This is a genomic window from Sphingopyxis sp. (genome assembly GCF_040216815.1).
Taxonomy (GTDB): domain Bacteria; phylum Pseudomonadota; class Alphaproteobacteria; order Sphingomonadales; family Sphingomonadaceae; genus Sphingopyxis.
Genome location: NZ_JAVJOJ010000005.1, coordinates 208,321 through 232,023, shown reverse-complemented (window position 1 = coordinate 232,023; position 23,703 = coordinate 208,321). Strand labels below are relative to the sequence as shown.

At 66.4% G+C, this 23,703-nt stretch carries 28 protein-coding genes; 22 read left to right on the top strand and 6 right to left on the bottom strand.

The window, feature by feature from the left end:
* Position 1: 1 nt before the first annotated feature.
* The gene (locus RIA72_RS08645) at positions 2-1,675 is read right to left on the bottom strand and encodes an NAD+ synthase (RefSeq protein ID WP_350031775.1); all 1,674 of its coding nucleotides are present in this window, start codon (positions 1,673-1,675) and stop codon (positions 2-4) included.
* A 176-nt stretch (positions 1,676-1,851) separates the two neighbouring features.
* Here RIA72_RS08645 and RIA72_RS08640 point away from each other — a divergent pair, with 176 nt between their 5' ends.
* Entirely contained in the window at positions 1,852-2,787 is a 936-nt protein-coding gene (locus RIA72_RS08640) for a ribose-phosphate pyrophosphokinase (RefSeq protein ID WP_350031774.1), read from the top strand.
* Positions 2,788-2,874: 87 nt separating this feature from the next.
* On the opposite strand, the gene RIA72_RS08635 is transcribed toward RIA72_RS08640, so the two are convergent.
* Positions 2,875-3,417 (bottom strand): TetR/AcrR family transcriptional regulator, encoded by a 543-nt coding sequence (locus tag RIA72_RS08635; RefSeq protein ID WP_350031773.1) that lies wholly within the window; start codon positions 3,415-3,417, stop codon positions 2,875-2,877.
* Between the two features lie 127 nt (positions 3,418-3,544).
* Between RIA72_RS08635 and RIA72_RS08630 the strand changes: the two genes are divergently transcribed.
* Both RIA72_RS08630 and RIA72_RS08625 read left to right on the top strand, forming a co-directional pair.
* Positions 3,545-4,327 carry an inositol monophosphatase family protein gene (locus RIA72_RS08630; RefSeq protein ID WP_350031772.1) on the top strand — a complete coding sequence of 261 codons (783 nt, stop codon included), beginning with the start codon at positions 3,545-3,547 and terminating at the stop codon, positions 4,325-4,327.
* Between the two features lie 13 nt (positions 4,328-4,340).
* Positions 4,341-4,691 (top strand): GFA family protein, encoded by a 351-nt coding sequence (locus RIA72_RS08625; RefSeq protein ID WP_350031771.1) that lies wholly within the window; start codon positions 4,341-4,343, stop codon positions 4,689-4,691.
* Here the strand turns inward: RIA72_RS08625 and RIA72_RS08620 are convergent.
* On the bottom strand, positions 4,688-5,101 hold the full coding sequence (locus tag RIA72_RS08620) for a VOC family protein (protein ID WP_350031770.1): 414 nt from the start codon (positions 5,099-5,101) through the stop codon (positions 4,688-4,690). The two genes, RIA72_RS08625 and RIA72_RS08620, sit on opposite strands and share 4 nt — an antisense overlap.
* Positions 5,102-5,358: 257 nt before the next feature.
* Here RIA72_RS08620 and rpmI point away from each other — a divergent pair, with 257 nt between their 5' ends.
* Both rpmI and rplT read left to right on the top strand, forming a co-directional pair.
* On the top strand, positions 5,359-5,562 hold the full coding sequence (gene rpmI / locus RIA72_RS08615) for a 50S ribosomal protein L35 (protein WP_322308580.1): 204 nt from the start codon (positions 5,359-5,361) through the stop codon (positions 5,560-5,562).
* A 13-nt stretch (positions 5,563-5,575) separates the two neighbouring features.
* Positions 5,576-5,941 carry a 50S ribosomal protein L20 gene (gene rplT / locus RIA72_RS08610; protein WP_350031769.1) on the top strand — a complete coding sequence of 122 codons (366 nt, stop codon included), beginning with the start codon at positions 5,576-5,578 and terminating at the stop codon, positions 5,939-5,941.
* A 251-nt stretch (positions 5,942-6,192) separates the two neighbouring features.
* On the opposite strand, the gene RIA72_RS08605 is transcribed toward rplT, so the two are convergent.
* Positions 6,193-7,011, bottom strand: coding sequence for a flagellin N-terminal helical domain-containing protein (locus RIA72_RS08605; RefSeq protein ID WP_350031768.1), 819 nt, complete (start codon positions 7,009-7,011; stop codon positions 6,193-6,195).
* Positions 7,012-7,262: 251 nt separating this feature from the next.
* On the opposite strand from RIA72_RS08605, the gene fliE reads away from it, so the two are divergent.
* From fliE to RIA72_RS08520, 17 genes are all read left to right on the top strand, one after another.
* Entirely contained in the window at positions 7,263-7,616 is a 354-nt protein-coding gene (gene fliE, locus RIA72_RS08600; protein WP_350031767.1) for a flagellar hook-basal body complex protein FliE, read from the top strand.
* 3 nt (positions 7,617-7,619) lie between these two features.
* On the top strand, positions 7,620-9,275 hold the full coding sequence (fliF, locus tag RIA72_RS08595) for a flagellar basal-body MS-ring/collar protein FliF (protein WP_350031766.1): 1,656 nt from the start codon (positions 7,620-7,622) through the stop codon (positions 9,273-9,275).
* On the top strand, positions 9,268-10,299 hold the full coding sequence (fliG, locus tag RIA72_RS08590; protein ID WP_350031765.1) for a flagellar motor switch protein FliG: 1,032 nt from the start codon (positions 9,268-9,270) through the stop codon (positions 10,297-10,299). The genes fliF and fliG overlap by 8 nt, the downstream gene beginning before the upstream one ends.
* Entirely contained in the window at positions 10,292-10,888 is a 597-nt protein-coding gene (locus RIA72_RS08585) for a FliH/SctL family protein (RefSeq protein ID WP_350031764.1), read from the top strand. The genes fliG and RIA72_RS08585 overlap by 8 nt, the downstream gene beginning before the upstream one ends.
* A complete protein-coding gene (locus RIA72_RS08580; protein WP_350031763.1) occupies positions 10,885-12,216 on the top strand; it encodes a FliI/YscN family ATPase in 1,332 nt (443 codons plus the stop codon). The genes RIA72_RS08585 and RIA72_RS08580 overlap by 4 nt, the downstream gene beginning before the upstream one ends.
* Positions 12,213-12,659 (top strand): hypothetical protein, encoded by a 447-nt coding sequence (locus RIA72_RS08575; protein ID WP_350031762.1) that lies wholly within the window; start codon positions 12,213-12,215, stop codon positions 12,657-12,659. The genes RIA72_RS08580 and RIA72_RS08575 overlap by 4 nt, the downstream gene beginning before the upstream one ends.
* Entirely contained in the window at positions 12,656-14,032 is a 1,377-nt protein-coding gene (locus RIA72_RS08570; protein WP_350031761.1) for a flagellar hook-length control protein FliK, read from the top strand. The genes RIA72_RS08575 and RIA72_RS08570 overlap by 4 nt, the downstream gene beginning before the upstream one ends.
* A gap of 17 nt (positions 14,033-14,049) precedes the next feature.
* Positions 14,050-14,655: a flagellar basal body-associated FliL family protein gene (locus tag RIA72_RS08565; RefSeq protein ID WP_350031760.1), complete on the top strand. Its 606-nt coding sequence runs from the start codon at positions 14,050-14,052 to the stop codon at positions 14,653-14,655.
* Positions 14,652-15,590, top strand: a complete 939-nt coding sequence (locus tag RIA72_RS08560; RefSeq protein ID WP_350031759.1) for a flagellar motor switch protein FliM — start codon at positions 14,652-14,654, stop codon at positions 15,588-15,590. The genes RIA72_RS08565 and RIA72_RS08560 overlap by 4 nt, the downstream gene beginning before the upstream one ends.
* The gene (gene fliN, locus RIA72_RS08555) at positions 15,583-15,918 is read left to right on the top strand and encodes a flagellar motor switch protein FliN (RefSeq protein ID WP_350031758.1); all 336 of its coding nucleotides are present in this window, start codon (positions 15,583-15,585) and stop codon (positions 15,916-15,918) included. The genes RIA72_RS08560 and fliN overlap by 8 nt, the downstream gene beginning before the upstream one ends.
* Entirely contained in the window at positions 15,918-16,196 is a 279-nt protein-coding gene (locus RIA72_RS08550) for a flagellar biosynthetic protein FliO (RefSeq protein ID WP_350031757.1), read from the top strand. Before fliN ends, RIA72_RS08550 begins: the two co-directional genes overlap by 1 nt.
* Positions 16,186-16,956, top strand: coding sequence for a flagellar type III secretion system pore protein FliP (gene fliP, locus RIA72_RS08545; protein WP_350031756.1), 771 nt, complete (start codon positions 16,186-16,188; stop codon positions 16,954-16,956). The genes RIA72_RS08550 and fliP overlap by 11 nt, the downstream gene beginning before the upstream one ends.
* Before the next feature lie 4 nt (positions 16,957-16,960).
* Positions 16,961-17,230: a flagellar biosynthetic protein FliQ gene (locus RIA72_RS08540; RefSeq protein ID WP_350031755.1), complete on the top strand. Its 270-nt coding sequence runs from the start codon at positions 16,961-16,963 to the stop codon at positions 17,228-17,230.
* A 79-nt stretch (positions 17,231-17,309) separates the two neighbouring features.
* Positions 17,310-18,089: a flagellar biosynthetic protein FliR gene (fliR, locus tag RIA72_RS08535; protein ID WP_350031754.1), complete on the top strand. Its 780-nt coding sequence runs from the start codon at positions 17,310-17,312 to the stop codon at positions 18,087-18,089.
* Positions 18,090-18,092: 3 nt separating this feature from the next.
* Entirely contained in the window at positions 18,093-19,232 is a 1,140-nt protein-coding gene (gene flhB / locus RIA72_RS08530) for a flagellar type III secretion system protein FlhB (protein WP_350031753.1), read from the top strand.
* A gap of 45 nt (positions 19,233-19,277) precedes the next feature.
* Positions 19,278-20,648 (top strand): flagellar filament capping protein FliD, encoded by a 1,371-nt coding sequence (gene fliD / locus RIA72_RS08525; protein WP_350031752.1) that lies wholly within the window; start codon positions 19,278-19,280, stop codon positions 20,646-20,648.
* 39 nt (positions 20,649-20,687) lie between these two features.
* Positions 20,688-21,077, top strand: a complete 390-nt coding sequence (locus RIA72_RS08520; protein WP_350031751.1) for a flagellar export chaperone FliS — start codon at positions 20,688-20,690, stop codon at positions 21,075-21,077.
* A gap of 266 nt (positions 21,078-21,343) precedes the next feature.
* Here the strand turns inward: RIA72_RS08520 and RIA72_RS08515 are convergent, their stop codons facing one another.
* Positions 21,344-22,414, bottom strand: a complete 1,071-nt coding sequence (locus tag RIA72_RS08515) for a sigma-54 interaction domain-containing protein (RefSeq protein ID WP_350031750.1) — start codon at positions 22,412-22,414, stop codon at positions 21,344-21,346.
* Positions 22,415-22,594: 180 nt separating this feature from the next.
* Positions 22,595-23,458: a flagellar motor protein MotB gene (locus tag RIA72_RS08510; RefSeq protein WP_350031749.1), complete on the bottom strand. Its 864-nt coding sequence runs from the start codon at positions 23,456-23,458 to the stop codon at positions 22,595-22,597.
* Between the last annotated feature and the right edge of the window lie 245 nt (positions 23,459-23,703).

Sequence of the window (23,703 nt, the reverse complement as noted above, 5' to 3'; positions counted from 1 at the left end):
CCTATGCCGTCCGGAACCCGTGAGTGATCGGATAGCGCCGGTCGCGCCCGAAGTTGCGCGTCGACAATTTGACCCCCGGCGGCGCCTGGCGGCGCTTATATTCGGCGATGGCGAGCAGGCGTTCGATCCGCGCCACGGCGTCGCGGTCGAAACCGTGACGCGCCACGACATCGTCGACGCTCGCTTCCTCTTCGACCAGCATGTGCAGCATCCGGTCGAGATCCTCATAGGGCGGCAGACTGTCCTGATCTTTCTGATCCGGGCGCAGCTCGGCACTCGGCGGCTTGGTGATGATCGTGTCGGGCATCACCGGCGCGCGCCGGTTGCGCGACAGACGGGGCACATTTGCGTTGCGCCATTTCGCAAGCGCAAAGACCGTCATCTTGTAAGCGTCCTTGAGCGGATTGTAGCCGCCCGCCATGTCGCCATAGATGGTCGCATAGCCGACGCTCATCTCGCTCTTGTTGCCAGTCGTGAGCAGCATCGGACCGAATTTGTTGCTGAGCGCCATCAAGGTCACGCCGCGGATGCGCGACTGGACATTCTCTTCGGTGATATCGACCTCGGCGTCGGCGAAGCTGCCCGCGAGCATTTGATCGAACGCCTCGACCGCGGGGACGATCGGGATGGTGTCGAGCCGGCATCCGATCATCTCCGCACAGCCCGCGGCATCGTCGAGGCTCGCCTCACTGGTGAAGCGGCTCGGCAGCATGACGCACCAGACCTTGTCGGGGCCGAGCGCGTCGGCCGCGATCGCGGCGCACAGCGCCGAATCGATCCCGCCCGACAGGCCCAGCACGACACCGGGGAAGCGGTTGCGCTCCACATAGTCGCGCAGGGATATGATCATCGCGCTATAGATGTCGGCGGGATGCGCCTCCCACTCGGTGATCGCGCCCGGTTCGCAGACCCAGCGCCCGCCGCCCTTGCGGGTCCAGCGCGTGACGCGCTCCTCGATCTCCCAGTCGGTCAGCCGGTGCACCGTCCGTCCATCGCCATCGAGGACAAAGGAGCAGCCGTCGAAGACCAGCTCGTCCTGCCCGCCGATGCGGTTCAAAAAGATCAGCGGCAGCTTCGTTTCGGCGACCCGGCTCGCGAACACCTGGGAGAGCCGGCGTTCGTCCTTGTCAATTTCATAGGGGCTGCCGTTGACCGAGATGAGCAGCTCGGCGCCCTGCCGCGCGAGATGGCTGCACACCGTCGGCAGCCAGCCATCCTCGCAGATCGGCAGGCCCAGCTTCACCCCGCGCCATTCGACGATGTCGGGCAGCGGCCCCGGCGCAAAGACGCGCTTTTCGTCGAAAGTGCCGTAATTGGGCAGCTCGTGCTTCCGCCGCGTGGCGACGACGCGGCCACCGTCGAGCAACGCGACGATATTATAGAGCAGGCCCGCAGCGTCGCGCTCGACCGACCCGACCAGCATCGCGGGGCCGCCGTCGGCGGTCTCGGCCGCAAGTTCGGCGAGGATTTGCGCGGCGCGATCGGCCAGCGCGGGCTTCAGCACCAGATCCTCGGGCGGATAGCCGATCAGCTGCAGTTCGGGATAGAGAATGAGGTCGGCGCCCTTGTGCCGCGCGCGAACCGCGCGCATCGCGGCGGCATTGGCGGCAAGATCGCCGACCGTCTGGGTCATCTGCGAAAGAATGATGGTCAGCGTGTCGGCGCGGTCGGTCATGGATGCGAGCCTTACCCCCGGCGCGCGCGATTGCAACGACCAAGCAGATCGGGAGTGCGACGACGCGGGCGGCCGCGGCGCCGAGGGGCAGAGATCGCCCCTTTAACCCCTTCCCCTTCGCGCCTTCGCTGGCTAAGGGGGCGCGCAATCCCACCCGCGAAAGGGCCTGCACCTTTATGAAACTCATCTCCGGCAACAGCAACCTGCCGCTGGCCCGCGCGATCGCCGACTATCTCGAGCTGCCGCTCACCGACACCAGCGTGCGCCGCTTTGCCGACGAGGAAGTCTTCGTCGAAATCCACGAGAATGTGCGCGGGCAGGACGTGTTCGTCGTCCAACCGACCAATTTCCCGGCGAACGACAATCTGATGGAATTGCTCATCATCAACGACGCGCTGCGCCGCGCGTCGGCGAAACGCATCACCGCGGTGGTCCCCTATTTCGGCTATGCCCGGCAGGACCGCAAACCCGGCCCGCGCACGCCCATTTCGGCCAAGCTCGTCGCGAATCTGATCACCACCTCGGGCGCCGACCGCGTGCTCGCGATCGACCTGCACGCAGGGCAGATTCAGGGCTTTTTCGACATTCCGACGGACAATCTTTACGCCGCGCCGGTGATGAGCGCCGACATCCAGGCGCGCTTCGGCGACAAGAATCTGATGGTCGTCTCGCCCGACGTCGGCGGCGTCGTCCGCGCCCGTGCGCTCGCCAAGCGGCTCGACAACGCGCCGCTCGCCATCGTCGACAAGCGCCGCGAACGCGCCGGCGAATCGGAAGTGATGAACATCATCGGCGACGTCGCCGGCCGTTTCTGCATCCTGATCGACGACATCGTCGATTCGGCGGGCACGCTCTGCAACGCCGCCGCCGCCTTGAAGGCCGCGGGCGCCGAAGGCGTCGTCGCCTATTGTACCCACGGCGTGCTGTCGGGCGGCGCGGTCGCGCGCGTCGATGCGAGCGAGCTTACCGAACTCGTGATCACCGATTCGATTCAGCCGACCGACGCGGTGAATGACAGCCAGAAGGTCCGCGCGCTCACCGTCGCGCCGCTGCTCGGCGAAGCGATCAAGCGCATCGCCGACGAAACGAGCGTCTCCTCGCTTTTCGATTGATAGGGCGGGGCCGGTTAGAACCGCCCCCATTCGTCATACCGGCGCAGGCCGCGATGACAATTGGATCGAGATGATCGCCATTCAGGATTACCGCGCGACGAGCGCCCCGACGATATGATCGAGCTGGCGGCGGAAGGCGGCATGGTCGGGGACGGCATGGACCAGTCCGCGCGCCGTCCAGCATAAGGCCTGCGCCATGCTGCCCGCCCGCGACACCGCCGAGCCGGGACCGCTCATCCGGATCGCTTCGGCTATCGCAGCGACCAGCCGCCGCTCGGCAAGACGCGCCGCATCGGGCAGATGGCGTTGAAGCATCGGGACGATTTCGGCGCCGTGCGGCGAGGCGTGAAGCGCCGTCATGTGCCGACCGACCCACGCATCGAGCGCATCGGCGAGCCGGTCCGCGAGCGTCTTCGCGGGCTGCTCGATAGCGGCGAGCGCGGCGCCAAGCGAACCGTCGATCAGCCCTTTGGCCGCCCAGCCGATCAGCGCGCCCTTCGATCCGTAGCGCAGATAGAGCGCTTGGCGCGATACGCCGAGCGCCGCGGCAACATCCTCCATCGACGTCTTGCGCAGCCCGTGGCGCGCAAAGGTTGCGACGACTGGATCGAGAGGGAAATCGCCTGCCATGACCCCTGATTTTACAATTTATACGAGTTTTGTAAAATTGGTATAATTGCGCCGCAGCGATGCCCTATATTCGCGCTCCCTACATCCCGGACTGGCGAGGACGACCGCGCTCGGCTAGCGGAGGGCGATGACGATCACATCCGACCTTGCTCTCGCCAACCGCCTTGCCGACGCCGCCGGCGAGGCGATCCGCCCCCTGTTCCGATCTGCCTGGTCGCACGAGGCCAAGGACGATGCCTCCCCCGTCACCGAAGCCGACCGCGCTGCCGAAGCCGCGATGCGCCGCCTGCTCGATGCCGAGGCGCCGCGCGACGGCATCATCGGCGAGGAATATGGCGCCGAGCGCGCGGGCGCGTTGCGCCAGTGGGTGCTCGATCCGATCGACGGCACGGTGAGCTTCATGGCCGGACGCCCGATCTTCGGCACGCTGATCGCGCTGTTGCAGGACGGCTGGCCGCTGATCGGGATCATCGACCAGCCGATCACCGGCGAACGCTGGGTCGGGGCGACGGGACATGCAACGCTGTTCAACGGCAAGCCGGCGACAACGCGCAACTGTCGCAGCCTGGCCGACGCCGTGCTCGCTACGACCGGCCCGCAATATTTCAGCGACCATGACGGCGAACATTTCATGGCGCTCGCCGCGAAGACGTCGCACAAGCGCATGGTCTTCGGCGGCGACTGCTATAATTATGGGCTGCTCAGTTCCGGCCACATCGACCTGGTCGTCGAGGCGGGGCTCAAGCTCCACGACTTCGCCGCGCTCGTCCCCGTGGTCGAGGGGGCAGGCGGAACGATGTGCGACTGGAACGGCGACCCGCTGCACAGCGAAAGCGCGGGCCATGTCATCGCCCTCGGCGATCCGGCACGGCTCGAGGATGTGATCGAAGGACTCGCCTGCCATCACTGAACGGAGACAAGACATGGCATATCAAGGAAGCTGCCATTGCGGCACAGTGACCTATAGTGTCGAAGGCGACATTCCCGATACGGCGATGAGCTGCAACTGCTCGCACTGCCGCCGCAAGGGCTTTCTGCTTACCTTTGTGCCCATCGACCAGTTCCGGCTGGAAAGCGGCGCCGAGCGGCTGTCGTCGTACAAGTTCAACAAACATAATATCGACCATCAATTCTGCGATGCGTGCGGGTGCCAGAGCTTTTCGGTCGGCACCGGCCCCGATGGATCGAAGATGGCGGCGGTGAACCTGCGCTGCGTTCCGGGCGCCGACCTCGACGCGCTGACTATCCAGAAGGTCGATGGCGCGAGCTTCTAACTCTCCGTGACCGGCCCGCCGATCGACCAGATATGGCCGAAGGGGTCGGTCACCTGGCCATAGCGCTGGCCCCAGAACTGGTTGTCGAGCGCGAAGCGCACGGTCGCCCCCGCGGCGAGCGCCTTTTCCCACGCCGCGTCGGCGTCGGGTACGTCGAGATGCAGCCCCACGCCCGCCGGAGCCGGGGCCGCGCCGCCCATCATTTCGGGAAAATCGTCGTTGAGCATCAGCGGGCCGCCGTTGAGATCGAGATGCGCATGCATGATCCGCTTGCCGTCCTCCGCCATATGACGCCCGCTTTCGCTGGCGCCGAATGCGCGGGTGTAGAAGTCGATTGCCTCGGCGGCGCGATTGTCCCGGATCGTCAGATGCGGAACGACACCTTTCATGGCACAATAGTCTTCGCTCATGCGACTCGCTCCCTTTTTGAAGGTGGAGCCGCAATCTAGCCCGCGATGCTTGCAATTCCGAGCGAATCCGTCTAGGCGCGCGCCTTCCGATTGTGTCGGCTGGCGACAAGGGCTGCCAGGCCGATACCAAAGCGGACTCTAAGATTTGGTGCGGCACCGGCCCGCGCCCCCACCCGGCCTCCCAACAGGGTAGCTTTTCTGGGTGGCCGGGTGGGGGCGCGGGCCGGTGCCGGATCTCAACAACATAGGAGACCAAAATGCCCAAGCTGAAGACCAAGAGCGGTGTGAAGAAGCGCTTCAAATTCACCGCCTCGGGCAAGGTGAAGCACGGCGTCGCCGGCAAGCGCCACCGTCTGATTTCGCATAATTCGAAATATATCCGCACCAATCGCGGCACCAGCGTGCTGAGCGATGCCGACGCGGCCCATGTGCGCCTCTGGGCGCCCTATGGCCTGAAGTAAGGAGCGCTAAGACATGTCACGCATCAAACGCGGCACGACCACGCGCGCCAAGCACAAGCGGATATTGGATCAGGCGAAGGGTTATTACGGCCGTCGCAAGAACACGATCCGCATCGCCAAGCAGGCCGTCGAAAAGGCCGGCCAATACGCTTACCGCGACCGCAAGGTTAAGAAGCGGAGCTTCCGCGCCCTGTGGATCCAGCGCATCAACGCCGCGGTCCGGGCCGAAGGCCTCACCTATTCGCAGTTCATGCACGGCGTGAAGCTGGCCGGGATCGAGCTCGACCGCAAGGTCATGGCCGACCTCGCGATGAACGAAGGCGGCGTGTTCACCGCAATCATCGCGCAGGCGAAGGCGGCGCTGCCCAAGGCAGCCTGACGCCTCTACGCCAAGGCGAACGAAACAAGGGCGGTCCCTGGCGGGGCCGCCCTTTTTCATGGTCTACGCCTGGAAAATATTGGCGTATCGGGCGGGCCATGCCGCCATCGAGGTAGAGGCGAAAGACCCGGACGCCGCAACGGCGCTGCGCGATCGACACAAAAGAAGATGCCCCGGCTGTGGGGGCCGGGGCATCCGATCAGGCTATTTAAGGGACCAACCAAATATAGCCTGAATTTTGTTCGTCCGGCTTAGCGGAGCAGGTTCATCACACCCTGCGAGCTCTGGTTCGCCTGCGCGAGCATCGCGGTCGATGCCTGCGCCAGGATGCCGGCGGCGGCGAGGTTCGTCGATTCGACCGAGAAATCGGCGTCTTCGATGCGCGACTTAGATTCCGCCAGATTCGTGACGGTCGATGTCAAATTATCGACGGCCGACGTGAGGCGGTTCTGCTGGGCACCCAGGTTGGCGCGCTGCGTCGCGACCGTCTGGATCGCGGTGTCGAGCGTTGCCAGCGCACCCGACGCACCCGCCGCGGTCGAAATATCGAGCGCGCCGACGCCCAGCGCCGCGGCCTGCATATCGGCAATCGTGATGTTCACGACGTCGCCCGAAGCGGTGCCGGTCTGGATATCGAAACCGGTTGCGGCACTGCCGTTGAGCAGCTTGTTGCCGTTAAATTCGGTGCGCGTGGCGACGTCGCCGATCTGCGAGATCAGCGCGGCAACTTCGGTCTGGAGCGCAGCGCGGTCGGTGGTGCCGTTGGTGCCGTTGGCCGACTGAACGGCCAGTTCGCGCATACGGACGAGGATGTCCGAAATGCTGCCGGCCGCGCTATCGGCGGTCTGGGCGAGCGAAATGCCATCGTTGGCGTTGCGGATCGCCTGGGTCAGGCCGCGGGCGGTGGCATCCATGCGGGTCGCAATGGCGAGGCCGGCGGCGTCGTCCTTCGCGGCGTTGATCCGCTTGCCGCTCGACAGGCGTTCCATCGCCTGCGACTGCATTTGGCCTGCGACACGCGAGTTATTCTGGGCGCGAAGCGCGCTCACATTGGTGTTGATGACGGTCATCTTAGTTCCTTTCCGGCCTCGACGGCCATTCCCGTGATGTGAGGGCTCGAGGAGCGGTCACGGAAAACTGTAACGGCAGGCGAAAAGGCGGCTTAAGCCCGCCCCGTCAAAAAAATGTCGGAAGCGGCCTGGAGCGGCTCCGGGATCATAATAAATCACTGAAATATAGTTATTATTTTTTCTGGCACGGGCTTTGCATTCTTCTTTGTGCGTGCGGCGCATCGCCGCGCATCAGGACGGATGAAGAAGCAATGAGCACGATTGACCCGAGCCGGCTGCTGCAGATGCGCAGTTCGATCCTCAATCAGAATCAGGCGCTGCAACGCGCCGCCGGGCGCGGCGGGGTGGGCACCGGCGAGGCCGGAGTCGAAGGCGCCGGGGGCACTCCCGACTTCGGCGCCGCGATCAACAGCGCGCTGCAACAGGTCAACGCCCAGCAAGCGAAGGCAAGCGAGCTCAGCGAAGCTTATGAACGCGGTGACACGCACGACATCGTCAGCGTGATGATCGAGCGGCAAAAGGCCTCGCTCGGCTTCGAGACGACCTTGCAGGTCCGCAACAAGCTGCTCTCCGCCTATCGCGACATCATGAACATGCCGGTGTAACCCATGGCCGACGCACAGACCCTGACCCCCATCGATTCCAGCGGCGCGAACCGCCTGCCCGCCCCCGTCCTCGGCGGCCGCCTTGCCCCGCTTTCGCAATTCGTCCGTCAGCCCGCAGTCCAGCGCGCGCTGCCCGCGATCGCCATGACCTCGGCGATCGGGATCGCCGCGCTCGCCTATTTCACCATGCAGGCCGCCCCGCAGGCGCAGCTTTTCGCGGGACTCGACGATGCCGACAAGGCCGCGGTGGCCGAGGCGCTCCAGGCGCAGGGCATCGGCCACAGCATCGACACCTCAACCGGTGCGCTCACCGTCGACGCCGACAAGTTGCACCAGGCGCGCATCGCGCTCGCCGGACAGGGCCTTCCCAAGGCGGCGCCGAGCGGCGACAGCCTGATCGCGTCGCTGCCCATGGGGTCGAGCCGCGCGATCGAGGGCGAGGCGCTGCGTTCGGCGCGCGAAGCCGATCTGTCGCGCACCATTGAAACGATCGACGCCGTCAAAAGCGCGCGCGTCCACGTCGCCGCCGCCGAACCCAGCCTGTTCGTCCGCGACGACAAACCCGCCACGGCATCGGTGATGCTGACGCTGCAGAACGGCCGCTCGCTTTCCGACGGCCAGGTGCAGGCGATCCGTTTCCTCGTCGCATCGTCGGTGCCCGGCATGAACGCCGAACAGGTGTCGGTGATCGACCAGCGCGGTGCGCTCTTGTCCGACACCGCGACCGGCAGCGACATGAAGGCGTTCCAGCTGCAATTGCAGGTCGAGGACCGCTTCCGCCGCGCGCTCGACACGCTGCTGGGTCCGATGCTCGGCGCGGGCAATTATACGGTCGAGGTCCATGCCGACGTCGACATGTCCGAAAGCCAGGCGACGCGCGAAAGCTTCCCCGAAAACGACCGCGCGCTGACCAGCGAGCGCATCACCCGGTCGGTCAGCGGCGGCGCCAATGCCCCCGCGGTCGGCATCCCCGGCGCGCTCGCGAACCAGCCGCCGCAGGCGACAACCATCACCGCGAACGGCCCGCAGCCCACCCCCGCCGAGGCACCGGTATCGGGCACCGAAAGCAACGAAAATGCCGCGCGCGCCTATGAAGTCGGGCGCGAGATTTCGGTGACGCACCAGCCGCAGGGCAAGCTGCGCCGCGTGTCGGTCGCCGTCGCGCTCAATCAGGGTAAGAAGGCGCTGACACAGGCCGATCTCGCCAAGATCGACGCGCTGGTCAAGGGCGCGATCGGCTTCGACGCGGCGCGCGGCGATCTTGTCGCGATCAACCAGCGTCCCTTTGTCGCGGTCGAGGAAACGGCGCCCGCCTTTTACGATCAGGGATGGTTCCTGCCGCTCGTCAAGCAGGTCGGTGCGATCCTCGCCGCGCTGCTCGCCTTTCTCTTCATCGGACGCCCGATGATCCGCGCCGCCAAGGACCGCGCCGCGCGCCGCGCCGAACAGACTCAGGCGATCGAGGACAGTCTGCTTGCCGCGACCGACCGACCGGCGCTCGCCAGCGGCGCGAACAGCCGTGAAATCACGCTCGAGATGATCGAGGCGGCGCCGAGCTATGAAGCGCGCGCCAACCTCGTCCGCGCCTTTGTCCGCCAGGATTCGGCGCGCGCCGCGCTCGTCGTGCGCCACCTGATGCAGGAGGGCGCCCGTGCCTGACGCCGCCGAACTCGACAGCGCCCCTGCCCAGTCGGCAATCGACGGATCGGCGGCCGCCGCCATTCTGTTGATGCTGCTCGACGAAAGCGAGGCGGCGACGATCCTGAAGCACCTCGGCCCCGAGGAAGTGCGCCAACTCGCGAAAGCGATGTTCGACACCGCGAACGCCAGCGAGCAGCAGATCGGACAGGCGCTCGACCAGTTCGTGACGCGGAGCCGCGACGTCAGCGCGCTCGCGATCGGCGCCGACACGCGCATCCGCACGGTCGTGACGCAAGCGGTCGGCAATGTCCGCGCCGACAATATCCTAGCCGCCGTCGCGCCGCAGCGCAGCGCCGCTTCGCTCGAAATGCTGCGTTGGATGGACGTCGACGCAATCAGCGCGCTGCTCGCGAGCGAGCATCCGCAGGTCGGCGCGCTGATCCTCTCGGTGCTCGTCCCCGACGTCGCCGCGCGCGCGATCGAAACGCTCGACGAAGTGTTGCAGGCCGATCTGGTGCTGCGCGCCGCGATGCTGACCGCCGTTCCTGCCGCAGCCATCGAGGATCTGGAAGCGGTGCTCGCGAGCGCCAATGTCGATGGCCAGCGTGTCGCCAAGCAGGCGATCGGCGGGCCGAGCGACGTTGCCAAGATCATGAAAAAAATGCCGAAGCAGCTCAGCGAACGCACGATCCGCGCGCTCAAGAAGCACGACCGCATTCTCGCGCAGACAATCGAGGAAGAGATGTTCATCTTCGAAAATCTGCGCGATCTCGACAAGAAGAGCCTCAGCAGCGTTCTGCGCTCGGTCGACGCCGCACAGCTCGCGATCGCGCTCAAGGGCGCCGATGAGGACATGGTCGACATGTGCCTTGCCACCATGTCGCAGCGCGCCGCCGAAACGATCCGCGACGAAATGGCTGAAATGACGATGGTGAAGCGCGCCGACGTCGACGATGCGCAGAAGAGCGTGATGCAGATCGTGCGCCAGATGGCCGCGAACGGCGAGATTATGATCGCGGGCGGGGGCGACGATTATGTCTGACCTGGCCCCGGCAGGCTTCGCTCCCGTCAATCTGGCGCAGGCGATGGCGCAGCGCAGCGGCTTTCGTCCGCTGTCGCTCGCCCCTGCGGCCGATGCACCGCCGCCGGTGCAGGAGCCGCTCACCGAAGTGAACGAGGACGATCCCTTTGCCCGCGGCCTCGCCGAAGGCCAGCGCCTCGCCGAAGCCGCCTTCACTGCCGAGCGGCACCAGCTGCTCGCGCTGCTCGCCGGCGCCGAGGCGCTGCAGGACGAACCGAGCGAGGAGCTGGCGCAATTGATCGCCACCACCGTCGAACGCCTCGTCCGCCAGATCGTCGAGGCCGCGCCGATCGACGCCGACTGGCTGCGGGCGCAGGCCGAAACCGCCGCCGCGATGGTCGCCGATGCCGACAAGGCGCGCACCCTGTGGGTCCACCCCGACGATGCCGTGCTGCTCGTCGACTGCCCGCTGGCGCTGGCGATCGAAAGCGATCCCGCCATGGTGCGCGGCACCGTACGCCTTGAAACCTCAACCGGCTGGATCGAACATGGCCGCGCCGTCTATCTCGACGAACTGCGCGCGGCGCTGGGCGAAGGGGCAGCCGCATGACCCGCCGCCTTGCCCTGTCGGCGCAGCAACTGCTCGGCGGCATCGACCTGGCCGATGCCAGCCCGCGGCGTATCGGAACGCTCGTCGCGCACGAAGGGATCATGCTCGAAGTTTCGGGCTTTCCGCAGCCGCTCGGCAGCAATGTCCGCATCCGGTCGGCCGACAATGATTATGTCTATGGCGAAGTCGTCGGCTTTCGCGGCCACCGCAGCCTGGTCCTCCCCTTCGACACGAACAAGCCGCTCGTTACCGGCGCGCCGGTCGAACCGCACGGCGCCTCGTCGATGGTGCCCGTCGGCAAAACACTGCTCGGCCGCATCATGGACGCACAGGGCAATCCGCTCGACGGGCGCCCGCCGGTCAAGTCGCAGTTCCTGTGGCCGCTCGCGGGACGCAAGGTCAACCCGCTGCGCCGCGGCCGCGTCACCCGTGCGCTCAACATGGGCGTGCGCGCGATCAACGGCCTGCTTACCGTAGGCGAGGGCCAGCGCGTCGCGATCATCGCGGGATCGGGCGTCGGCAAGTCGGTGCTGATGGGCCAGATGATCGCGGGCACCGAATGCGATGTCATCGTCGTCGGGCTGATCGGCGAGCGCAGCCGCGAGGTCAGCGATTTCGTCGAGACGAAACTGCCCCCCGAAGTGCGCAAGAAATCGGTGGTCGTCGCGGTTCCCGCCGACCATCCGCCCCTCCTCCGCCTGCGCGCCGCAATGCGCGCGACCGCGATCGCCGAAGCTTTCCGCGCCGAGGGCAAGAAGGTGCTGTTGCTGATCGACAGCCTGACGCGCGTTGCCCATGCGCAGCGCGAGATCGGCCTGACCTTGGGCGAACCGCCGACGATGAAGGGGTATCCGCCGTCGGTCTTCGCGCTCATTCCGTCGCTGTGCGAACGCGCCGGTATCGACAAGCAAACGGGGGGATCGATCACCGCGCTCTACACCGTGCTCGCCGACGGCGGCGACATCGACGATCCGGTCGTCGATTCGGCGCGCGCGATCGTCGACGGCCATATCATCCTGTCGCGCGCACTGGCCGAACAGGGGGTCTATCCGGCGATCGACGTCGCGCGCTCGCTGTCGCGCACCATGGCCGATTCGGTCGATCCCGATCATGCCGCCGCCGCCGCGCGTTTTCGCCAGCTCTGGTCGCTTTACGAAGAGAATCGCGACCTGATGCTGATGGGTGCCTATGTCGCGGGCGCCGACCCCATACTCGACGAAGCGATTGCGCGCCGCGCCGACCAGCTCGCCTTCGTTGCGCAGCCTGCCAAGGCGCAGGTCGATTTCGACATCTCCCGCCAAACCCTGATCGAAGGATATTCTGCATGACCGCCCGCACCGCACGCCGCAAACGCATCATTCGCGTGCGCTCCGTCGAACATCAGCTCGCCGAAGCCAATCTGGCGCGCGCCAATGGCGAGCTTGCCAGCCTGGTCGAACTGGCAAAGCGCCTCGAGACGCTGCGCAGCGACCTTGCGATGGCGAAGGGCGCGGTCGCGGGCCGCGCGCTCAACACCGTCGGCGAACTCGCGATGCGGCTCGATATCGCGCAGGAAAATCTGACCGCGCCGCTATGCAATGCGAGCGCGCGCCGCGACCAGATGGGCACGCTCGCGCAGCGCGCGATGGCCAAGGAGGAATCGGCGGTGCGCCTCTATGAAAAGGACCGCCGCTCGGCCGAAGCCGAACAGGCGCGCCGCAACGACGCCAATCGCCCGCACCGTCCGCGCGTCGGGATGCGGCTGCGCCTGATCGAAGGCGGCGCGTCATGATGGCCCGCTCCGCGCTCACCGCCGCACAAGGCGCGATGCCCGCGGGGTTCGCCGCCTTTGTCGCGGGCATCGGACAGGTTTCGCCGGAGGGCGATGCCGCCGAGTTCGACCGGCTGCTCGCCGCCGCGCCCCCGACGCGCGCTCCGGCCGCAGCGACGACCGACGCCATCCCGGTGCCGGTGCCGGTCGCGGGGGCGGTTGCTGCAGTTGTGGCGACCGAAATTCGCGCGGCGCTGGGCGCCGAAGGCGATGGCGCAGTCAAGGACGAAGCCAAGGCCGAGGGCCAGGGTGAAGCCCACGGCGACTCAGGCGAGCCGCCGGTCGCTGCGGCATCCGCCAAGGTGGCGGTGCCTGCGAAGGCATCGCCCGCCCGGCCCGAAACCGGCGCGGGCGAGGCTGCGGTTCTTGCGGCGAACCTGCTGGTGGCGCTGAGCGGTGCGGTTCCGGGGCCACCCGCCAAGACCGCCAAGCCGGTGGACACCGACGCCGCAGCGCAGCCCGACGCGGAGCCTTCCGACACCGCGCCCGCCGCCCCTGCCCCCTGCGTGCCTGCCCTCTCGGTGCCTGCCACCCCCGGCACCGCCGCGCTGGTGGTCACCGCGGCGCTTCCTGAAACCCTGCCGCTCGATCCCGCGCCCGCCAAGGCCACCAAGCCCGCCAAGCCCGCCGCGACAGAGGCTCAGCCGGCCGCGCGCGCGCTGGCTCAGCTCAAAGCCGCCGTGACGACTCCCGAAACTCCGCCCGAAGCCCTGCCCGCCGCATCGGCAACGCCGCGCGCGCGCGTTGCCGCGCTGCCGCCCCTCGCTCCGCTCCCCGACGCACCGGTCGCCAAGACCGGCGACGCGGGCGCCGCGCCCGCCATCACCATTTTGTTCACCCAAAGCGCGGCACCGGCCATCGCCGCGCCGGTCGCTGCCGGTGCACCCGCCGCTATCGCCGAGCGCGTGCTCGACATGGACAGCGACGGGGCATGGATCGACCAGCTGGCACGCGACATTGCCGCGACCAAATCGGACAGTGGCGACATCAGTTTCCGCTTGATGCCGCGCCACCTCGGCCGGCTCGACGTCGCGATGCGGCAGGGCGACGAGGGCGTGACATTGAAGATGGATACGCAGCATGAAGCAACGGCGACGATCGTTACCGCCGCGCAGGGCCGCCTTGTCGACGAGCTGCGCCACCAGGGCGTGCGCGTCGCGGGCGCCGAAGTGACGCATACGCCCGGCGACCCCGGGCGCCAGTCGACCGGCCAGGGCCAGGGCCAGGGCCGCGCCGCGCCGCCCGATCCTGCCCACCTGATCGAAACCGCCAACGAACGCGGCGAAGACCGCCGCGAAGGCCGCGCCGCGAACCGCCGCGGCCGCTTCGCCTGACCAGAAAGGGGTCCGCGATGACCAAGGACAAGACCGAAACCGAACCCAAGAAGAAGGGCAAGTTCAAGAAACTGCTGCTCGTCGGCGTCGCTGCCGTCGCGCTGATCGGCGCGGGCGCCGGCGCCGGCGTCTATTTCGGCGCGCTGTCGGCCGAAGCGGCGAAGCCCGAGGATCATTATCCGAAGCTGGTTCTGCGCAGCCAGGGCGAGGCCGAACCCGCGGCCGAGGAGGACGACAAGGAAGCGCCGCTGAAGGTCGGAAGCGTGTCGGTGCCGAACGACCGGTTCAAGGTCGATCCGCGCAAATATGAAATCACCTATTACCCGATCGCCGACAGCTTCACGACGAACCTTGCCGACGGGTCGGGCTTCCTTCAGATCGGTATCAGCCTTTCGACCTTCTATGACGGCAAGGTTATCAATAATATCAAACGGCAGGCGGTGCCGATCCGCTCGGTCGTGCTTATGGTGCTCGCCGAACAGGATCCGGCTTTGCTCTCCACATCGCAGGGGAAACAGCGGCTTCAGCGTCAGTTGACGGCCGCGATCAACGATGTGCTGCGCGAAAAGGAAGGTTTTGGGGGCATCGACAATGTTTATTTCACGAGCCTGGTGATTCAGTGACCACCAGCGTCAAAAGCGTAAAGGCCGTCAAGGCCCCGGCCGCCCGCGCGGCCGAACCCGCCGACAGCAGGGAATCGCTCCTGTTGCGCCGCGCGGCCGCGAGCTATGCCTTCCCGGCGCTCGAAGGCGTCGCGAACCAGTTTGCGCGCAGCCTGCGCGACCTCGTCCGCGCACTTGGCGCGCCGACGATCCAGGTTGAACGCGCGGGCGCCGAACAGCTGAGCTTCGCCGAATGGAGCGCCGCCGCGGCGCCGGCAATCTTCTGGCGCTATCACGCTCCGCCGCTCAAGGGGCCGCTGCTCATCGCCGGCTCGCGCCCGCTCATCCTCCAGCTCGTCGACATTTTTTACGGTGGCCGCGGCCAGCTCGCCGCCGAGCGCGAGGAGCTGACCGACGCCGAGGAGCGTTTCGCCGCGCGCCTTGGCCGCGACATCGGGATGCAGATCGCCGCGGCGTGGCGTGACAAGCTGGAACTGGAACCCGAACTCGACTGCGTGACCGGCGATCCCGCCAAGCTCGCCGCGGTACGCGCCGATGATGAGTTATTCGTTCAGCGTTTCACGCTGCGCGGCGCGCCACTCGACGGGCGCACCATCGTCTGCGCCTATCCCGTCGCGGCCTTGCGCAGCATCGCGAGCGATGAACTGCTGCCCGACATGCAGTCCACCAGCGGCGTCGACCCGGCATGGAGGGGCGCGCTCGACAAGGCGCTGCGCGGCGTGCGCCTGCCCGTCCGCTCGGTTCTCGCGCGGCCGGAAATCAGCCTCGTCAAGCTGCTTGCGCTCGAGGTGGGCGACGTCATCCCGCTGTCGATGCCGCGCCATGTGCCCGTGACCGTCGCCGGGCGCCGTTTTGCCTTGGGCAGTATCGGCGAAGCCAATGGCAATGCCGCCATCCTGATTGACCATATCGAAAAAGGACCCGACCATGACTGACATTGCCGACGCGCCGCAGGCGGCGCGCGCCGACCGGCGCGACAAAAGCATCGCCGCCGCCCCCAATTTCGACCTGCTCGCCGGCGTCTCGCTCCGCGTCTCGGTGGAGGTCGGTTCGACGTCGATGACGCTGTCCGAATTGCTCGCGCTCAGCGAGGGCAGCGTGATCGAGCTCGATCGCGCGGCGACCGACCTGCTCGACATTTACGCCAACGGCACCCTGATCGCGAAGGGCGAGATCGTCAGCGTCGACGGCCGCTATGGCATCCAGGTCGCCGAGGTTGTCGCGCCCGCGCGCGGCCTCGAAGGCCTCGACCGGAGGGGCTGATGCTCGAATATATCCTCCGCCTCCTCATCCTGCTGCCGATCGTCGGCGCGATGGCGTGGGGTAGCCTGTGGCTGTGGAAGCGTGTGCAGACGGGCATGCCGCTCGTCGGCGGCGCGGCGCGGCCGCGCGCGGTCGAAATGGTCGACGTGCTGCCGCTCGGTCCCGGATCGAAGCTCGCGGTCGTCGAGTTCGCCGGGCAGCGCATCCTCGTCGCGGTGTCGCGGAGCGGCATCACGCGCATCGCCGACGACGCGCAGGGGGATTTCCATGTCGACTGACCGCCGTTTCTGGCTGCGCGCCGCGGCGCTGGCCGCCGGGGCCGGGCTGCTTTGCGCCGCAACCCCGGCATTCGCGCAGGCGGCCGACGGGCTCAGCCGCGCCGTGAACGAAATCGGCGGCGACGGCCGGCCGCTCAGCCTGTCGCTCCAGATCCTCGTTTTGATGAGCCTGCTCACGGTGCTGCCGTCGCTGCTCCTGATGATGACCAGCTTCACGCGCATCATTATCGTGCTGTCGATCCTGCGCCACGCGCTCGGGCTGCAACAGACGCCGCCCAACCAGGTGCTCGTGGGTTTGAGTCTCTTCCTCTCGCTGTTCGTGATGCAGCCGGTGATCAGCGAGGTGAACCGCGTCGCGGTCGAACCCTATGGCCAGGAACAGATCGACATCGGCGAAGCGGTGACGCGCTCGGGCGATGCGCTCCACGGCTTTATGATGAAGCAGACGCGCAAGACCGACCTGATGATGTTCGCCCGGATCGCCAAGGCGCCGAGCTATGCGAGCCCGAACGACGTGCCCTTCTCGATCCTGCTCCCCGCCTTTGTCACCAGCGAACTCAAAACCGCGTTCCAGATCGGCTTCCTCATCTTCCTGCCCTTCCTCGTCATCGACCTGATCGTCGCATCGGCGCTGATGTCGCTGGGCATGATGATGTTGTCGCCGACGATCATCTCGATGCCCTTCAAGCTGCTCCTCTTCGTCCTCGTCGACGGCTGGGCGCTGACGATGGGCTCGCTCGCCTCCTCTTTCGTGGGATAGCGACATGGAGGCCGACTATTTCATCGGAGTCGCACAGCAATCGCTGTGGATTCTCGCGCTCGCCGCGGCGCCGCTGCTGCTCCCCGTGCTCATTGTCGGCGTGTTGCTCGGCATGGTCCAGGCGGCGACGTCGATCAACGAACAGACGCTGACCTTCGTGCCCAAGCTGATCGTCGCCGCCATCTGCCTCGCGATTCTCGGCGGCAGCATCCTTGTACTGCTCACCGATTTCACGCGCGACCTGTTTGCGCAGATTCCGGCGCTGGTGCGGTGAAAATGGCAAATCACCCCCTCGTCGTCATCCCGGCGAAGGCCTGGATGACGAATATGAGGAATCCCGGTCCGACGCACCGATGAACCCTGCCGACATCCCGAATATCGAGGCGATGCTCCAGCTGTGGATGCTGGGGATGATCCGCCCCGGCGCCGCGTTCATCGCCGCGCCGGTGTTCGGCGCCGCGAACGTGCCGGTGCAATTGCGGCTCGTGATCGCGCTCGCGGTGGGCGTACCCGCGGTGGCGGCGTCGGGCCTGGCGCTGCCCGCCGACGGGATCGTGTCGGTGCCGGGACTGTTCTTCATCATCGGCGAGGTCGTCATCGGCCTCGCGATCGGCTTCGTGCTCCAGATGGGACTCGCCGCGGCGCTGCTCGCGGGCGAGGTGATCAGCAACGCAATGGGGCTCGGTTTCGCGTCGATGGTCGATCCGTTGAGCGGCGCGTCGAGTTCGGCGATCGGCCAGTTCCTTGCCATGCTGGCGACCGCACTGTTCCTCGCCGCCGACGGCCACCTGCTGCTCATCGACATTATCGTCGGCAGCTACACCGCCCTGCCCCCCGGCAATGCCTTTCCGTCGTGGGACGCGCTCGGCGGCGTGATCCGCTTTGGCAGCCTGATGTTCGCCGCGGCGCTGACGATCGCGATGCCCGTGGGGTTCGTGCTGATCCTCGTCCAGATCATCATGGGCGTGATCGGCCGTTCGGCGCCCGCGCTCAACCTGTTCGCGGTCGGCATCCCCGCAACCTTGCTCGCGGGGATCGTGCTGCTCGGCGTCGCGACCCCGGCGATGGCCGAGGCGGTGGTTCGTATCCTCTCCGACGCGCTCGACGCCGCGCGCATGGTGGCGGGCATTTGACCCATGGCGGAGGCGACCGACAAGGACCAGAAAACCGAACAGCCGACGGCGAAGAAACTTGCCGATTCGAAACGCGAAGGCGATGTGCTGATGTCGCGCGAGCTCGCGACCGCGCTGATGATGCTCGCCGCGGCGGGCTGGATCGTCGCCGCGGGCGGATGGTTCGTGCAATCGGCCGGTGACCTTGTCCGCCGCGGACTGACGCTCACCGCCGCCGACGTCGCCGATTTCGCGCCAGCCGAGGCGCTGATGCGGAATAGCGCCGAAATCCTGCTGCCCCTCGCCAGCCTGTTCGCGCTCGCCCTCGGCGCGGCGGTCGCGGGCCCGGCGATGCTGGGTTCGATGGGCTGGCGCGGCAAGGCGCTGCATTTCAAGGGCAACCGCATGAACCCGATGAGCGGGCTCAAGCGCATGTTCGGGATGCAGGGCGCAACCGAGCTGGGCAAGGCGCTGGCGAAAGTGATCCTGCTCGGCGGCATCGGCTACTGGCTCGTCGCGCGCAGCCTGCCGGCGATCATGTCGATGGCCGGGGCCGATCTGATCGCGGCGGTGGGCCTGGCGGGCCAGGCGATCGGCCACGCGATGCTCGCGCTCGCCGGCGGGCTGGTCGTCATCGCGCTGATCGACGTGCCGGTGCAATGGTTCCAGCGCAACAAAAGGCTGATGATGAGCAAGCAGGAGGTGAAGGACGAGATGCGCCAGTCCGACGGCGCACCCGAGCTCAAGCAGGCGCAGCGCCAGCGCGCGCACGAAATTTTGAGCGGGTCGGCGCGCAAGGCCGTGTCGGAGGCGACCGTCGTGCTCACCAACCCGACGCATTTTTCGGTCGCGCTGCGCTATCGCCCCGGCACCGATGCGGCGCCCGTCGTCGTCGCGCGCGGGCGCGGCGACGTCGCGCTGTCGATCCGCGAGCTGGCGCGCGCCGCCGAGGTCCCGCTGCTCGAATATCCGCAGCTTACGCGTGCCATCTATTTCACCGCGCGCGCGGGCCGCGTGATCCCCGACGAATTGTTCGTCGCGGTCGCGACCGTGCTCGCTTTCGTCTTCCAGCTTGACCGGGCGGCCGCGGGCAGCCTTGCGCAGCCCACGGTCGATGTGCCGCCCTCGCACCGCTTCGACCCCGAAGGGCGACGCCAGGCTTAAGCCAGGCCGCGTACCGCCGTTAACAAGGGCGAAGGATATTTCGCCATGGTCAATTCCATTGCCAACAGCCTGGGTTTCGGGTCGGGTATCGACATTCCGAAGCTTGTCGACGATCTTGCCAGTACGTCGCGCCAGCCCAAGATCGCCCGCCTGACCGAGTTGACGCAGGCCAATCAGGCGCGGATCAGCGCGGTCGCACAGGCGCGCGCAGACCTCGATGGCTTTGCCGATTCCTTAAGCCAGATGGTCGGCGACGGGACGCTCCGCAGCACGCCGACGGTGTCCGACGACAGCATCATCGGCGCGACGAGCCGCGCGGGCCTTTCCGCCGACAGTTTCGCCGCGACCGTCATCGTCAATCAGCTGGCGCGCGCGCAGACCAATTATTCGGGCGTCGTGGCCGATCGCGCCGCCGCCATCGGCACGGGCACCATGACGTTGACCGTCGGCGGCGTGGCAAAATCGATCACGATCGACGCCGCGAACAACAGCCTCGACGGGCTGGCGGACGCGATCAACGCCAGCGGCGCAGGGGTCACGGCGTCGATCATCGCCGACGAAGGCGGGCACCGATTGATTCTGAAGGGTCCGACGGGCGAAACGGGCGCGTTCACGTTGACCGCCGACGCGGGCGCCGAGCCCGGCCTCGCCGCCTTTGCCACCGATGGCGGCATGACCCTTGGCCAGAGCGCCGCCAATGCCGAGTTCACGATCGACGGAATCGCGTTCAGCCGCACGACGAACATCGTCGACGATGTCGTCCCCGGCATGTCGCTGACGCTGAAAAAGGCCGCACCCGGCCAGCCCGTCGACATCGGCGCGAGCCGCCCGCTTGCCATGATCAAGCAGACGGTAGGCGATTTCGTCGCGGTCTTTAACCAGCTCAAGAAAAGCCTCACCGCCGCGTCGAGCCTGCCGGGCGCGACGAGCTCGCTTCGCGAGCTGGAGCGCGAGCTCGGCGGGCTGATCCATCAGGTCATTTCGAGCCATGGCAGCATCAACCGGCTGTCCGACATCGGCGTATCGATAACCAAGGAAGGCCTGCTTTCGGTCGATAATGCCAAGCTCGACAAGGCGCTCGAAACCGACGCCGGCGCCGTCGAGGCGCTGTTCAACCCCCGGCGGGACGCGACGCACAACGAAACCACCGACCCCGGCATCGCCGCCGCGCTCGATGCGATCCGCGACAAGGCGGTCGGCGACAATGGCGCGATCGACCGCGTTTCCGATTCGCTCGCGGCGAAGCAGAAGACGCTCGCCGAGCAGCTCGCCAAGGTGGAGGAGCGCGAGGACGCGTACCGGACGCGGCTGGAGAAACAATATGGCGCGCTCGAGGCCAAGCTGGCCGCGTTCAAGGTGACGCAAACCTATCTCGAACAACAGATCAAACTCTGGACCAACCAGGGCAATGATTAAGACCTGGGGTCAGGACCCTAGGCACCGAGGACCACTGCCGTGACCGCCACCGCATCGACCGTCCGGGCGACCGGGCTTTACCGCCGATTGCAGAATGAAAGCCGCGCCGCCGCCGCCGATCCGGTCGAGCTGGTGACGATGCTCTATGACGAGCTGGAAACCGCGGTCGGCGTTCTGGCCGCCATGATCCGTCAGGGGCAGCGGATTTCGGCCACCGAACCCGCGCACCGCGCGCGCGCGATCCTGATCGGGCTGGACGTCAACCTGGACCATGAAAAGGGCGGCGACGTCGCCGCGGCGCTATCGCGCGTCTATCGCAGTATGCGGCGCAAGCTGGACGATGCCGTCGCGGCGAACAGCGCCGAGGGGCTGGCCGAACTGCTCGAAGGCATCACGACGATCAGCGCCGCCTGGCGCCAGCTTCGCTGACGCTGCCATTCCCTGAATCGTCATCCCGGCGAAGGCCGGAATGTCGTAGATGCGTTGGAATGAAAAGGAAAGATTCCGACCTCCCCGGCATGACGGGATAAGGGTGGCTGTCGGTTCGCTTCAAACAGGGTGAGAACCGCAGATCACCACTGGGCAACCGGCTGGGTACCCGGCCGCCCTAGGTGGGGACGGGCGGCCGGGTGGTCAGGAAGCGGACCAGAGCTTCCCTTTTTTCAGCGGGTGCTGAAACCTGTTCGCAGAGCCGGTCAGGCGGCCTGCTGGTGAACGCCATATTTGCGCATCTTTTCGATCAGCGTCGTACGCTTCAGCGTCAGGAGGCGTGCCGCCTCCGAAATGATGCCGTCGGCAAGGTCGAGCGCGACGTGGATTTGTTCGAGTTCGATCGTCTCGATCTCGCGCTTGAGGTCGATCGGGCGGCCCGGCGCGGGCGTCTTGGCGAGCGGCGCGGCCGCGGGCACCACCGACGGACGATCCTCCGCCCTGGCCTGCACCGCGGCGTCCTTGGCCGGAGCGGCCGGCCGCTGGGCGAGCCCTGCGGTGGGGTTCAAAAGCATCGCGACATCGTGCGCATCGAGCGTCTCGCCGCCGTGAAGCACGCTGGCGCGTTCGACAAAATTCCTGAGCTCGCGCACATTACCCGGCCAGCTGTGCTGCATCAGCATCGCGATCGCCTCCGCGTCGAAGCGGCATTTGGCGTCGGCGGGCATCTTGCACTGAAAATGGCGGATCAGCGCGGGAATATCCTCGGCGCGGCTTGCCAGGCTGGGGACCTGGAGCACAACCACGCCGAGCCGGAAGAACAGGTCTTCGCGGAATTTGCCTTCGGCGATTGCGGCGCCGAGATCCTGATGGGTCGCCGAAATGACGCGCACGTCGATGGGCCGCACCTCGCTCGAACCCACGCGGACGATCGTTCGGTCTTCGAGCACCCGAAGCAGCTTGACCTGCATGTCGAAACGCATGTCCCCGATTTCGTCGAGAAAGATCGTGCCCCCCTCGCTTGCTTCGAAATGGCCGACGCGGCGCGCATGAGCGCCGGTAAAGCTGCCCTTTTCATGCCCGAATAATTCGGATTCAATAAGTTCGCCGGGGATCGCACCGCAGTTGATCGCCGAAAAGGCCTTGCCGGCGCGCACCCCTTCGTCGTGGATCGCCCGCGCAACCAGTTCCTTGCCCGAGCCCGAGGGGCCGCAAAGCATCACAGAGGCGTTCGACCGTGCGACGCGGCGGATCATTTCCCGCAGCCGCGCCGCGCCGTCGCTCGTCCCGATGATCAACGCTTCGAGCGTTGCCTTTTCCTTGTGCCCCACAGTCATTTCGGTCTCCATCGCGCCGCCCGCTCGGCGCCTCTTCGATGAGCCCAAAAATTGAAGAAACTGGTAAACAAAATCTTACCGGCTTGAACCTAACTCATTCAAAACAGGTAATTATTGCCAGACCGGAAGCATTAATCGGGATTTTGCGTTAACCATCGCCAATATGCTGCCAAATTGGTTCTAATTGCTCCCCGATCGCCAACCGAGCGTGATCGAAATGCGGCGATTGCGCGGGTCGAATCGGTTGGACGCGACATAAGGTTCGCGGTCGGCGACCCCTTCGATTCGGGCGAAGCGATCCGAAGCGATCCCGCGGAACTCGAGATAATGGCGCGTCACCTCGGCGCGGTCGACCGACAGGCGCCAGTTGTTTTTCCCCGAATTGACCGACCAGGGCGCGGCATCGGTGTGCCCCCGGATCGTCAGTTGATTGGGCGTCTCGGCAATCGACACCGCGACTTCGGCGAACAATTTCGCGCCATCGGGGGTCAACTGACTGGTGCCGAGCGCGAACATCGACAGGTCGGCGTCGTCGACGATGTCGATCCTGAGGCCCTCCATCGTCTCGGTAAAGCTCAGGTTGCGTGCGAGCCGCTTGAGGTCGGCCCGGCTCTGGATACGATCGCGGATCGCTTTCGCAAGCAGGCTGAACCGCTTGGACTCGGCCTCGCGTTCGCGCCCCGACGCTTCGCGCGGACCGCCCACGGCGTCGCGGGGAATCGTCATCGAGCGTGTGCCCGTTTGTGCGGCGCCGTGCGGATATTTGTCGGCCGCCACCAGCGAATCGCCGCCGAACAGGCCATTCGACCCAGCCGTATCCTGTTTGCTCTGAACGATCGTCGGGGCAAAATAATCGGCGAGCGCCTTGCGCTGCTTCTCGTTCGTCGCGCCGAGCAGCCACATGAGCAGGAAAAAGGCCATCATCGCGGTGACGAAGTCGGCATAGGCGACTTTCCACGCGCCGCCATGATGGCCGCCATGGCCGGCCTCGACCACCTTTTTGACGATGATCGGACGCACGGGGGTGTTGGGGCGCGCGGCCATTTAGGGTCTGGCCCCGCCATTTTTGGGACCGAGGCGTCGAAATGGCGAAGATATTGGGGATGGGCGAGTGCAGCGGGTAGCATCGCTACCCGCAAGGTCGCATATGCCCAAGATCGAAGCCATTTCGGCGTCCCCCCAGTTAAGCGGGAGGGGAGATTTGATCGATTTTGCCCATGGCTGCGTCAGCAAGCCTCGAAATATCATCATATTACTTCGCCTTGCTTCCTTGCCTTGAACAAAATCGC